The 12356-nt window shown below is 69.0% G+C and carries 10 protein-coding genes; all 10 read right to left on the bottom strand.

Annotated elements, in window-relative coordinates:
- Positions 1–3729: hypothetical protein (locus tag ACJ8AN_RS01660; RefSeq protein WP_407753412.1), on the bottom strand; the 3729-nt coding region annotated here is incomplete at its 3' end.
- 69 nt (positions 3730–3798) lie between these two features.
- A complete protein-coding gene (locus ACJ8AN_RS01655; RefSeq protein WP_407753411.1) occupies positions 3799–4908 on the bottom strand; it encodes a hypothetical protein in 1110 nt (369 codons plus the stop codon).
- 75 nt (positions 4909–4983) lie between these two features.
- Positions 4984–5817 (bottom strand): 3-keto-5-aminohexanoate cleavage protein, encoded by an 834-nt coding sequence (locus tag ACJ8AN_RS01650; RefSeq protein ID WP_407753410.1) that lies wholly within the window; start codon positions 5815–5817, stop codon positions 4984–4986.
- Positions 5814–6200, bottom strand: a complete 387-nt coding sequence (locus tag ACJ8AN_RS01645) for a hotdog fold domain-containing protein (protein ID WP_407753415.1) — start codon at positions 6198–6200, stop codon at positions 5814–5816. The genes ACJ8AN_RS01650 and ACJ8AN_RS01645 overlap by 4 nt, the downstream gene beginning before the upstream one ends.
- 5 nt (positions 6201–6205) lie before the next feature.
- Positions 6206–6994 (bottom strand): OAM dimerization domain-containing protein, encoded by a 789-nt coding sequence (locus ACJ8AN_RS01640; protein ID WP_407753409.1) that lies wholly within the window; start codon positions 6992–6994, stop codon positions 6206–6208.
- Positions 6995–6999: 5 nt separating this feature from the next.
- On the bottom strand, positions 7000–7482 hold the full coding sequence (locus ACJ8AN_RS01635) for a hypothetical protein (protein ID WP_407753414.1): 483 nt from the start codon (positions 7480–7482) through the stop codon (positions 7000–7002).
- Entirely contained in the window at positions 7482–9032 is a 1551-nt protein-coding gene (locus tag ACJ8AN_RS01630; protein ID WP_407753408.1) for a lysine 5,6-aminomutase subunit alpha, read from the bottom strand. The genes ACJ8AN_RS01635 and ACJ8AN_RS01630 overlap by 1 nt, the downstream gene beginning before the upstream one ends.
- Before the next feature lie 17 nt (positions 9033–9049).
- Entirely contained in the window at positions 9050–10081 is a 1032-nt protein-coding gene (locus tag ACJ8AN_RS01625) for an L-erythro-3,5-diaminohexanoate dehydrogenase (RefSeq protein ID WP_407753407.1), read from the bottom strand.
- 216 nt (positions 10082–10297) lie between these two features.
- Positions 10298–11305 carry an alpha/beta hydrolase gene (locus ACJ8AN_RS01620; RefSeq protein WP_407753406.1) on the bottom strand — a complete coding sequence of 336 codons (1008 nt, stop codon included), beginning with the start codon at positions 11303–11305 and terminating at the stop codon, positions 10298–10300.
- Between the two features lie 28 nt (positions 11306–11333).
- The gene (locus tag ACJ8AN_RS01615) at positions 11334–12308 is read right to left on the bottom strand and encodes a uracil-DNA glycosylase (RefSeq protein WP_407753405.1); all 975 of its coding nucleotides are present in this window, start codon (positions 12306–12308) and stop codon (positions 11334–11336) included.
- Between the last annotated feature and the right edge of the window lie 48 nt (positions 12309–12356).

Below are 12356 nucleotides of genomic sequence, written 5' to 3'. Positions count from 1 at the left end.
GGTGCCGAGCACGCCCGCGCCGAGGTACTCGGGCGCCTGCAGGAACTCGTCATGGAAGACGAAACCGAGGTCCACGCCTCCGGGAGGCGTCTTTGGATCCATCAGCGCCTTGCGATCGCTGAAGAACGCGTCGAAGGCCTTGAACAGCGCCATCGCGGCGGACCCATCGAGGTGCGGCTTGGGGAAGCCCACGTGGGCCTGGAGGCCCAACCCCTCGATGCCCAGGTACTCGAAGCCGAGCTCGTCATAGAAGATCGGAATGGGGATGGGCAGGCCCTGCGAGACGGGGATGACGCAGAAGACGTCGTCGAGGATGATCCGGCGCCGCAGTTGATCCGACGTGGGCAGCGGGAAGTCCTGATCCGTCGGGAGCAGGAGCGAGAGCGCGAGCGACGGCAGATCATACTGGTCGATGAGGGCATCGACCTCGCCGTAGAAGAGCGTGCCGGCCATGAGCGTGCCGATGGAGATCTTCCGCAGCTCGATGCCGGTGAGCCCGGGCATGGGCACGTAGCTGGCCACGACGGACGGGAAGAGCACGCGCACGGGCGTCTCGGGGGCGAGCAGCGCCAGGCTGATGCGGCCCGCGGGCGAGAAGCCGAACTTGAACTCGAGGTGCTTGGGGATCTCCAGCCGCAGGTAGGACTTGAAGCCATCCGGGAGGCGGTCGAGCACCTTGTCGGTCTTCTTCAGCACGGAGATGACCTCGCCCGGCACGTCCCCGGACTTCTTCAGGAAGGTGGCGAGGTCGTCGATCTTCAGGTCCCCCTTGTCATCCACGAGCGACAGGGCGTCGATGGGGAGCTTGTCGGGGAAGACGTCGGCCATGCCCTTTCCGCCGCAGGCCTCGAGGAACAGCTTGAGCGGCGCGAGGGGCAGCGCGAGCGGCCGCGTCACCTCGCACCCGCCGCCGGCCTCGAAGTACTGCGACACGCCGTCGTAGCGGAACGTGGGCATCTTCAGGCGGAGCGCGCCGTACTGGCCGAAGTCGACGTCGAACCAGGAGTCACCGTTGATCATCACGGTGTTGGCGGCGGCGAACGGCGAGCTGACGAACTGCACGGCGACGCCGGTCCCGGAGATGGTGAACCGGGTGCGCGACAGGGTGAGGGGGTTGCCCTTCTGGTAGACGCGGAAGAGCTGCGCGCCCAGGTACGTGTTGAGCTCCGCGGGCAGGCCGAGGCCCGCCTCCAGCACCAGCCCGAGCTGGGGCTTGATGGAGATGCCGACCTCGGTGAGCTGCACGGTGGCCTTGCCGAGGCTCTTCCCCTTGACGGTGGGCAGCGCGAGCTCGAGGGGATCGCTGACGTTGAGCGCCGAGAGGCGCACGTCCGTCTTCCCCGCGACGAGCTTCGCGGTGACCTTGGAGGGGAGCATGTCCCCGAGGCCGCCCGGGAAGCCGGTGAAGCCGAGCACCGTGGTACCCGTGAAGGTCCACCCGGCGCTGGCGGACTCCTTGACCAGGCCCACCTCGAAGAGCTCGCCCTTGAAGCCCATCCCCTCCCCCGTCGGGAAGTCCACGTGGAAGGCGGTGGAACCCGGGTTGGGCTTGAAGGTGAGGCCCTTCTTCCCCTCGGCGGTGTTGCCGAGGCCCAGGTAGCCACCCAGCGAGAAGACCTCCGCGATCTCCAGGGTCGAGGCCAGACGGAGGTCGAAGAACGTCTGCTTCTTGCCGTCCGCGGTGGGGCGGCGATCCAGCAGGAGGTCGAACTGCGAGAAGGAATAGGCGCCGGCATCCCCCAGGTCGATGAGCTTCGCCGCCGGCCTGGCCATGGTCTGGAGCTTGATCTTCTTGCCGGCCGGGCTCGTCTCGTAGCCGGCGGTGAGGGAGAGCTTCGTGTCGAGGAGCTCGACGGTCACGCCGCCCGAGAGCTTCCAGCTGCCGCCCGTCTGGTAGTCGAAGAGGAGGTTGAATGCCCCCAGGGAGAAGCCCTCGGCGACCTCCACCGGCCCCTGGCCCTGGAGACTCAGGCTCGCGCTGAACGCGGAGCTCCGGGCGCCTCCGGAACCGGAGACGTTGCGCGTCAGGGTGAACTGCGCGTTCGTCTGAAGCGCCCCGTCTGCGCCCAGGTGGTCCCACGCGACGCTCGCATTGCCCATCACCGAGAAGGCGCCTGTCCTGGTATCGACCAGGACATTGAGCGTCTGGAAGAGGATGTCGGGGACCTCGTCCGGCAGGGACTCGCCATTCGTGACGAGGGACCAGAACTTCCTGAGCTCGAAGTGCTCGAGGGCACCGGAGAGGGTGAGGCCATCCCCGGCGTCTCCGGACAGCAGGACGCTGGCCTCCCCCATGCGCAGCCGGGCCGAGACGGTGCCCCTGGCGCCGCCCGCCTTGCTCCCACTGGCGAGCAGGGCGAACTCGCTCACCTCGAAGGCCGTCGCGCCCACGGGAATGGAGAGCAGGTCCTCCATGGCCGCGTTCAGCGCGAAGGTCCCCGCCCGGGGCGACGCCTGCATGAAGAGCCGCGTGACGGTGAGCTCCGGCAGCCCGGTGGCGCCCGGAATGAGCGACTCGAAGACATCCCCGAGCGGAAGCGTGCGCCCCCCGGGAAGGCCGGCGCCGAAGTCGAGCGAGGGCAGCTCGACGAACGCCACCGCGTCGAACTTCTGGAACGCCAGCAGTCCGCTGAAGGTCGTCGAGAGGGCTCGGCCCTTGCCGAACGGCTCCGTCACGGAGAGCGAGAGGCCCACCTGCTGGAGCGTCGCCACGCCCGGGAACAGCTCCCAGTGCGTCTGGAGCGCCACGCCCACCATCAGGTGCGTCACCTCGTGACGGGTGAAGTCGAGCGCGAGTCCGAGCTCCGTGAGGGCCAGGCCCGTGGGGGGCGGCATGTCCTCGGGCAACTGCGCGTCCAGGCCGTCCACGCCCAGGGTCTGCTGGAGGCTGGAGAAGCCCGAGAGCCCGAAGTCCTCGAAGCGGCCGTAGAGGCGCAGCGCCTCCCGCGTGCCGTCGGCGGCATAGGTGCCGATGAGCTGGAGCGGGCGCCCCCCGAGCTCCGCGGACACGAGGAGGTAGACACCCGGCTGCTGGGTGGCGCTGGGGACCTTGTCGTACTGGGACGCGGTGCGCCCGGACTTGATGAAGAGGCGCGTGCCCTGGACCTTCACGGGCCCCAGGCTCGAGATGCTCGAGGCCAGGGCGCCCGTGAGCCGGATGCCGGTGAAGGCCAGGGGATCGCTGTCGAACCGGTACTCGTGGACGGGGCCGGTGACGCGGATGGGCGTGTACTGCTCGAGCAGGGAGCCGATGGGGAGGAGATCGCCCGTGAGGTAGAGCTCACCGACGAAGTTGAGCCCGGGCAGCAGCTCGGCGCCGAGCGTCTCGTCGGCGTACGCCGCGCTCGAGAACACGAGCCTGCACGCGCCCAGGCCGAGCCGGGCCAGGAAGGCGGGCGCCTGGGGGTAGAGCGTGCCGAAGGACCACCCCGGCGGGAGCGTCACCTCCAGCGTGACGAGCAGCTGGCCCTCCCGCTCCCGGGCCAGGAACCGGACCTGGGCATCCGTCAGCCCCAACAGGGAGGCCGTCCCCACGAGCTCGAGCGACGTGTCGCTCCGCACGGTCGCGCCGGTGACGGCGTTGATGCTCACAGACGCGGTGCCGAGCACCGTGCGGAACTGGGTGATGAGCTCGGTGGAGCCCGTGAAGGCCTGGTCGATCAGGATGGAAGCGCGGGGCCCCATCGGACCGAGGGCATCGAATTGCTGGAGGAGGTGGGCAATGGGCATGGTGGCAACCCATTGGACCCGTGGCGCGGAAATCCGGGCAACGCGGCCCGGATTTCTCGCGAGCCGCGCTCAGGGAAGGCCCGTCACCAGAGCGCCCTTGAACCACTTGTGGCCGGCATTGGCGCCCTTGAACCCCGTGTAGAGATGCGTCTCCTTGTCCATCCACCCACTGGGGGCCAGGAAGACGGGAGCGCCGCGCTTCTCGCTGAAGAGGGAGGCCCCGTAGGTGGAGATGTTCCAGAGGGTCTTCTGGTGCGTGGCGAAGTCGGCGCCATGCCGGTAGCCCGCGGCGAGGACCTTGTGCCGGTACTCGTACTTCCCCAACCCGAACATGTTCTTGCCGGGGCGCCAGCCCTCCATCTGGAAGAAGGAGTTGTGGTCCTTCACGCCGGTGGTCGTGTCGCTGAGCACCACGGGCAACAGGACGGCCTGCTCCCCGTCCGTGAACTCGTCGAGCGTGTTGCCCTCCTCCTCGACCAGCTCCAACGTGGGGTAGTTGACGCCCGTGAGGGCGATGCCGTCGGTGTAGTGGCTGTGCCCCGTGTACTTCGTGCCCAGGTTCGAGAACTCCTTGAAGAAGCTGGGGATGTTCAGGTTGTTGCCCACGTCGGTGGCGCTGTGCACGGCCACGAAATGGGCACCGGCCAGGAGCAGCTCGAGGAAACGGCGCACCGTGGCCGAGTTCCACGTGCCGTCATTGTTCTTGAACGAGGAGACGGTGTCCGCCGTCCACTCGTAGGTGGAGGGCTCGTCGTCGCGCCTGGTCTCGCATTGGAAGGAGGGGACCCGCATCCGCAGGTCGTTGGTGTTGATGTAGTCCCGGATGCAGTGGATGAACGCCTCGTCCTTCGCGAGGGTCCGAGGGCGGGGATTGGTGCGGATGTCGCGGCCCATCCAATAGCCCTCGAGCACATCCAGCAGGAGGGTGACGGTGTTGGCGTTGATCAGCCAGCAGAGCGGCGAGACGGCCTGGTTGTTGGTCTCCTTCGCCTTGATCTCCGCCACCAGATTGGCCCGGAAGAGCCCTGCCGCGTTGTAGGCGAAGGGACCGGGCCAGGGATCGAAGAGGCTGTTGAGGAAGTCGTCGAGGTTGGCGAAGGCGTCGTCGTCGTCGTCGTCGTCGTCGGCTGCGGTGATGTTGTACTGCGCCAGCGTCAGATTCTTGGGAACGAAGGGCATGGTGGGGATCCGGGTCGGAGAAAGGGCGGTTGCCCCTTGGACCCGTGACCCCTTTTTCCGGGCAACCCGAGGGGATTACGCGGTGCCCAGGCGCAGCAGCTCGCGGGCCTGCTGGGGCGTGGCCAGCGTGCGGCCCTTGGCCTTCGCCCGCTTCGCCGCCTCGGCCACCAGCTCCCAGTTGCCCTTGGCCAGCACGCCCTTGGACACGTAGATGTTGTCCTCGAGCCCCACGCGCGCGTTACCGCCCCGCTCCGCCGCCAGCTCCACGAAGGGCAGCTGGTGCCGCCCCACCCCCGCCACCGTCCACGTGCTGTTCTCCGGCAGGGACTTGATCATGAAGTCCAGCGCGTCCTCGCGTGCCGTCAGCGCCCCCGGCACCCCGAGCACGAAGTCGAAGTGGCCCGGCAGGTCCGCCACCCCCTCCTTCGCCAGCGCCCGCGCCTCGTCGACCATGCCCACGTCGAAGCACTCGAACTCCGGCCGCAGGCCCAGCGCCTTGATCCGCCGCGCGATGTCGCGCACCAGCGGACGCGGATTCCAGAAGACCTCGTCGCCGAAGTTCACCGTGCCCGTCGTCAGCGTGGCCATGTCCGGGCGGTCCTCGCCCGTCAGCCGCAGCCCGCCGCACCGCTCGTCCACGTTCATGCCCACCGCGCCGCCCGTGGACACCTGGACGAGGATGTCCGTGCGCTTGCGGATGGCCCGGATGGCCGCCCGGAACAGCTCCGTGTCCTGCGAGGGCTTGCCGTCCGCCGTGCGCACGTGCAGGTGCACCATGGCCGCGCCGGCCTCGCGGCACTTCGCCGCGTCCTCGGCGATCTCCTCGGCGGAGATGGGCAGGTAGGGCGTCTGCTCGCGCGTCGTCTCCGCGCCGACCATCGCCGCGGTAATCACCATGGGCGTGCTCATCGCTGACCTCGCTGTTTGTCCTTCGGCACCACGCACGTGCCCGTCGCCCGGCACACCACCACCGGCTCCGGCAACACGTCCGCCGCCGAGTCGTTCACGTCCGGCCGGGGCCGGATGACCTTGCGCGCCTCGAAGCGCATCTTCCGGGAGCTGTTGCCCACCTGGGTGATTTCACCCTCGGCCTCGATGAAGTCCCCGGCGTACACCGGCGCGAGGAACTCCACCGAGTCATAGGCGCGGAACAGTCCCTCGTCCCCATCCAGGCGGATGCACAGCTCGGTGGCCACGTCGCCGAACAGCCCGAGCATCCTCGCGCCGTCCACCAGGTTGCCGCCGTAGTGCGCGTCGTGGCTGCTCATGCGCAGCCGGATGACAGCCTTCACGTTGCTCACTTGGGCTCCCCCTCCCAGTGCACGTCCTTCGCCTCCTTGCCTTCCTTCTGGAGGACCTGGTGCACGATGTAATTGGCCACGTCCGAGGGCTTGGTGCCGGGGCCGAAGCCCGCGTCGAAGCCCAGCTCCAGCGCCAGCTTGTGGTCCACGCGCGGCCCGCCGAGCAGCAGCAGCATCTTGCCGTGGAGGCCCGCGGCCTTGGCCGCGTCGATGAACTGGCGCGAGTTGTCCTTGTGCACGTCGCGCTGGGTGACCACTTGCGACACGAGGATGGCGTCCGCGCTGCGCGCCAGGGCCTTTTTGATCAGCTCCTCGTTGGGCACCTGGCTGCCGAGGTTGAAGGCCTCGAACCCGGGGTAGCGCTCCAGGCCGTAGTCGCCCGCGTAGCCCTTCATGTTGAGGATGGCGTCGATGCCCACCGTGTGCGTGTCCGTGCCCGTGCAGGCGCCGAACACGACGATGCGCCGGCCCACCTTGTCCTTGATGAGGGCATTGAGCTCGTCGAAGCCCTGCTTCTTGACGACGACCTCGGGCACGTCGATTTCCGAGTAGTCGAGCGAGTGCGGGGTACGCGCGTAGACGATGAAGAAGGTGTACGTGTCGGCGGCGCGCTCGGCGGCGGCGACCTTCACGTCGGTGAAGCCCATTTTGCGCGCCATCACGGCGGCGGCTTCCTTGGCCTTCTCCGACAGGGGCACCGGCAGCGTGAACGACAGCTGCACCACGCCGTCATCCCGGCGGTCGCCATAGGGGCGGATGAGCTGCTTGGTTGGCTTGGTCGCCATGGCGGTCACTTCCCCTTCTTGGGCTTCACGTACGCGACGCTGCCGGCCACCACATCCGCGAGCGCCTCGAAACGGTCCTTCCTCTTGGCATCCATGTGGAAGACGAGCGACCAGGTGGTCTTCCCGTCACAGCCCACGTACGTCACCGTCTGCACGGACTCGGCGCGGTCGGGCGTGGTGTCCGAGTCCACGCGCCGCGCGGCCGGAGCCTTGCCCAGCTTGAGCTGCTTCCAGCCCTGGGCGCCGCCCATGGCGCCGAGAATCTTGTTCAGGCACACCTGGGGCTTCATGCCCGCCGTCTGCACGGCGCCCACGTCCAGCAGCAGGTACGCATCGCCGGACGGATCCTCGAAGCGCTGGGTGCCATCCGCCTCGGACTGGCGCCAGTCGGAGGGCACCTGGAGCGCGAGCGTCTTCACCTCGTACTTCGCCAGCGCCGCCGAGGGCTCTCCGGCCGCGAGCACCATCACCAACAAGGAGCCGAGCATCACGGAGCCTCCAGCATGTCCTGGAACGGGTTGAAGTAATCCGGCGCCTTCTCCAGCACGCCGTCCAGGCCCTTGCCGCCCGTCTCCGTGCGCTTCACGTCGCCGAAGCGGCCCCGGCCGATGGCCGCCACCATGCCGTCCTTCTGGCACTCCTGCAGCAGCTCCATGGCCTGGCCGAACACCTCGCGCGCGCGCTTGGCGATCTTCCCGTCCTCGCGCACGGTGAACTCCTCGTCGATGCCGGCCGCGGCCCGGTAGATGTAGCTGGCCGCCTTGAGCGCCACGTACCGGTCCGCGAGCAGCGGCGTGTGCATGGCTTCCGTCATCATGCCGAGCAGTTGAATCCCCTGCCGCGTCCAGATGGCCACCAGGTCCGCCATCACGTCGTACGCGTGGCTGAAGAAGATGTCCGTCTCCTTGTGCTTGGTGGGCGGCATGTACTTCAGCGGCGCGTTGGGGAAGCACCGGCGGATGAGCATGGCCTGCGACAGCTCGAGCAGGAGCGTCTCGGGGCGGTACGGATCGATCTCGTACGAGTGCCCCAGGCCCAGCTGCCAGTCCTCGAGGCCCGCGCGCCTGGCGAAGCTCTCGTTGATGAACTGGCTGGCGATGACGGTGTGCGCGGCCTCGTAGGCGTCCGCGGTGGTGATGTAGTTGTCCTCGCCGGTGTTGATGATGATGCCGGCGCGGGCGCAGATGCGGCGGCTGAAGTACTGGTCGATGAACGTGCGCCGCATGTTGATGTCGCGGAAGAGGATTCCGTACATCGCGTCGTTGAGCAGCATGTCCAGCCGCTCGTAGGCGGCGGCGAAGGCGATCTCCGCCATGCACAGGCCCGACGAGTAGTTGGTGAGCTGGATGTAGCGCTTGAGCTTGCGGCTCTCGTCATCCAGGGCCTCGCGCATGATGCGGAAGTTCTCCTGGGTGGCGTAGGTGCCGCCGTAGCCCTCGGTGGTGGCGCCGTGGGGCACGTAGTCCAGCAGCGACTGGGCCGTGGAGCGGATGACGGCGATGATGTCCGCACCCGCCTGGGCCGCGGCCCGGGCCTGGTCCACGTCGTCGTAGATGTTGCCCGTGGCGACGATGACGTACTTGTGCGGCGCCGGAGAGTTCCCCAGCTCCTTGCGCAGCGCGTCACGCTGGGCGATACGGGACGTGAAGTCGTCCATGGCGGCGCGGGCCTCGTCCTGGACGGCCTCGCGCAGGTTCTGCTCCATCTCCGCAGAGAGGGGCCCCAGCTTCTCCACCGGCAGCGCGGTCAGGCGCTCCACGGCTTCCAGGGGGCTGCGGGCGCCCATCTGCAGGGCGCGGCCGTACCAGTACGCCGCTCCCCTGTTGAGCACACCGGCGGCCTTGAGCCGGTCGACCATCAGGTTGGCGAGTGGCACGCCTCCAGGGCCGGCATCGGCGATGCCGAAGAAGCGCAGCACGGTGCGCTCCACGGAGACGGTGGTGTGACGGCGGATGAGCTCGAAGATGGGCTCGGTGATGTCTTCCGCCAGCTTGCGCGCCTGGGTGAGTCGCGCGTCTTCGATGAACGGACCTGGCATGTGGGCACCTTACCTGACTACACGTAACGCGTTTCGAAGAGGCGGCGCAGCGCCGGTTCGGCGCGCAACAATTCCAGCGTGAGCTCGGCGTGGCCGGGCACGTACCCATTGCCCACGAGCATGGTGACGTCCTTGCCCACGCCCTCGGCGCCGAGCGCCGCCGCGGTGAAGCTCGTGGCCATGGAGAAGAAGATGACCGCTCCCCCCTCCTTCACGCTCAGGATGGAGGCCATCTCCGTGTTGCCCACCGAGGCGCAATTGATCACCAGATCACACAGCGCCCCGCCGGTGGCACGGGACACGGCCTCCATCACGTCCACGGCCTGGGTGGCGTCCACCTTGAGCGAGACGTCGCACAGCTCCAGGCCCTTCAGGGTGGCGAGCGCCTGCTCGGAGATGTCCATGGCGAGCAGCCGGCCCTGGCCCTTCAAGTCCCTGCGGGCCTGGGCGAGGCACAGCGCGCCGCTCTTGCCGGCGCCGAGCACGGCCACCGTCATGCCGGGGCGCACGTAGCGGGCCACGAGGGCCGGAGCGCCGCACACGTCCAGGGCCGCCAGGGCCAGCGTGTCCGGCATGTCCGTGGGCAGCTTCGCGTAGAGGCCGGTGGCGAAGAGGAGGGCGTGGCCGCGGATGTCCACCCGGTCGATGGAGGGGTGCACGGCCTTCACCTCGTCGATGACGAGCGGCGTGAGGCTGAGGCTCACCAGGGTGGCGATGCGGTCGCCCGGCTGGAGCACGCCGCGCGCCGGGTGCTGGGGGCCAATCTCCTTCACCCGGCCAATCAGCATGCCGCCCGAGCCCGTCACCGGGTTCTGCATCTTGCCGCGCTCGCGGACGATCTCCTGCACGCGGGCGGCGATGCGCGCGGGCTCGGCGCCCACGTCGTCCTTGATCTGCTTGAAGGAGGCGGCGTCGATATTGAGGCTCTCCACGTCGATGAGGAGCTCGGCCTCCCGGCAGGGCAGCGCCGGATCCAACTGGCGCGCCCGCTGGGGCAGCACGCCCTTCTCCCCGACGACGCGGGACAGTCCGTAGCGGTCATGGCTCATGGCACGCTCTCCAATCAGCGGGGGCACAGGGCCCGCCCCCCACGCGAATGCACGGGTAGCCTCTAACCCGGGCAAACGTGGAGGCGCTAGCGGGTTCGTGCCAACGCTCCGCGTCATCGAGAGCGGCACCCGCCGGCCCCTCTCTCTTTCCGAGAATGAGAGCGCGCGGCGGGGATGTTCCGGAAGGCCGGGGCCGAGCGCCCCGGAGCCCACCGGCTACTCGAGCACGAGCCGGGGACCAATCACCGCCAGCGAGCGCTCGAAGCGGTAGTTGACGCCGGTGTGGCCGTCCTCGAACTCCTCGTGGAGGACCTCGACGCCGCCGGTCTTGAGGTCCTCGGCGATCATCCGGGCGCCCCAGCGCAGGTTGAACTCGTCGCGGGTGCCGCAGTCGATGAAGACGGTCTTCTGCTTGCGGAAGGCGTCCACGAACTTGGGCGCGAAACGGACCGGGTCGTGCACCAGCCAGCGGTTCCACACGTCGAGCCGCAAGCGGCCCGTCTGCGCGTCGAAGGGGAGCTCCAGGTTGAGCGGCTCACCCTTCTTCGGCGAGTAGGCCGCCGCCATGGCGAGCACGTTGATGACGGTGAAGTCATCGCCGCGGGCCTTGGTCTCGCGGGCGCGCTGGATGAAGTCCTGGTACCAGGCCTCCACCCCACCCGCCTTGAGCAGCGCCGTGGCCGCCTTGGGCAGGTCCGGCAGGTAGCAGTACTCGAAGTAGGCGTCCGGGGACTGGGCGCTCAGGTGCGAGAAGATTTCCGGGTGGTAGCGGCCCATCACCAGCGCGCCGTAGCCGCCGGAGCTGTGCCCCACCACCGCGCGCGCCGCCGGCTTGGGCAGCGTGCGGTAGGTGCGGTCCACGAAGCCCACCACGTCCTTGGCCAGGAAGTCGCGGTAGCGGCCGATGGCGTCGCTGTTCACCCACTGGCTGCCACCCAGCGACGTCCAGCCGTCCGGGAACACGCCGATGACGGGAGGAATGGCGCCCGAGGCGATGAGCGCGTCCAGCCGCTCGGGCACGCTCACCGAGAAGGCGGAGAAGTTCGTCCAGGACTTGCCGCTGTTGGAGAACGCGTTGAGGAAGTACACCGCCGGGTAGCGGCGGGCTCCCTCCGTGTAGCCGGGGGGCAGGTACACCAGCAGCTGCCGCCGCGCGGGGTCTCCCAGCGGGTTGGACTCCAGCGCCGGCGAGTGCATCTCCTGCGTCTCGAGGACTCCCTTCATCGCGTATCCCCCTCCCAGGGGAGCCCGGTCAGCCGCGCTGTCCGGGTTGCCTACCGAAGAACTTCATCACCTGCTGCAGGTCCTCCCACGCCTTCTTCTTCTCCGCCGGTTGGCGCAGCAGGTAGGCCGGGTGGAAGGTGGGCATCAGCTTGACGCCCTCGTACTCGCGCCAGTTGCCCCGCATCTTCGTGATGGGCGTGCTGTCGCGCAGCAGCGTCTGCGCCGCGAACTTGCCCAGCGCGACGATGGCCTTGGGCTGCAGCGCCTGGAGCTGCGCGCGCAGGAACGGCTCGCACGCCGCCACCTCGTCGGGCTCGGGGTTGCGGTTGTTGGGCGGCCGGCACTTCACCACGTTGCAGATGTAGACGTCGTCGCGGCGGAACCCCATCGCTTCGATCATCTTCGTCAGCAGCTGGCCCGCCGCGCCCACGAAGGGCACGCCCTGCGCGTCCTCGTCCGCTCCGGGGCCCTCGCCCACGAAGACGAGCTCGGCGCGCGGGTTGCCCGAACCGAAGACGATGTTCTTCCGCCCGTCGCACAGCTTGCAGCGGCGGCAGTCCCCCAGCTCGCGGCGGATGTCGTCCAGCATCGGCCGCTCACCGTCCACCACCCCGGGCAGCGGGCCCGCGGAGGGACGCACCCGCGGAGGCACCTCGATGAGGGACTCCGGCGGAGCCTCGCGGCGGGCGGGCATCTGCTGCGGCGCGCGTGCGGCCAGGGGACGCTCGGGTGCCGGAGCCGGGGCACTCGAGGCCATCGGGCGCGCGGCCGGGGCTGCCGCGGCCGGGGCTGCCGCGGGAGGGGACGCGGCCGGGGCTGGGGCGGCCTTGGCGGCCGGGGCTCGCGCCATCTGGGCACGCAGGGCCGAGCCTCTCAGCTCGGCGGCCAGACGTGCGTCCACCTGGAGCACCCGCCCACCGTCCTCCTCCTGCCAGAGAAGGTGGCGGCGCAGATCCTCCAGCACTTCGCTCAACTCCTGCGAGGTTTCGGGGGCTTCGCTCACGATGACTCTGGGTTTATGGGTCCCGGGGACCCGGTTCAACCGCCTGGC

The organism is Archangium sp., assembly GCF_045802675.1.
Taxonomy (GTDB): domain Bacteria; phylum Myxococcota; class Myxococcia; order Myxococcales; family Myxococcaceae; genus Archangium.
Note: the sequence above shows the minus strand (reverse complement) of the source record. Positions and strands in the feature narration are given on the sequence as shown.

Coding starts and splice junctions, on each gene's coding strand:
- ACJ8AN_RS01640 (WP_407753409.1), bottom strand. CDS start 6,994: ATGGCGACCAAGCCAACCAAGCAGCTCATCCGCCCCTATGGCGACCGC.
- ACJ8AN_RS01655 (WP_407753411.1), bottom strand. CDS start 4,908: ATGCCCTTCGTTCCCAAGAATCTGACGCTGGCGCAGTACAACATCACC.
- ACJ8AN_RS01635 (WP_407753414.1), bottom strand. CDS start 7,482: ATGCTCGGCTCCTTGTTGGTGATGGTGCTCGCGGCCGGAGAGCCCTCG.
- ACJ8AN_RS01630 (WP_407753408.1), bottom strand. CDS start 9,032: ATGCCAGGTCCGTTCATCGAAGACGCGCGACTCACCCAGGCGCGCAAG.
- ACJ8AN_RS01625 (WP_407753407.1), bottom strand. CDS start 10,081: ATGAGCCATGACCGCTACGGACTGTCCCGCGTCGTCGGGGAGAAGGGC.
- ACJ8AN_RS01620 (WP_407753406.1), bottom strand. CDS start 11,305: ATGAAGGGAGTCCTCGAGACGCAGGAGATGCACTCGCCGGCGCTGGAG.
- ACJ8AN_RS01650 (WP_407753410.1), bottom strand. CDS start 5,817: ATGAGCACGCCCATGGTGATTACCGCGGCGATGGTCGGCGCGGAGACG.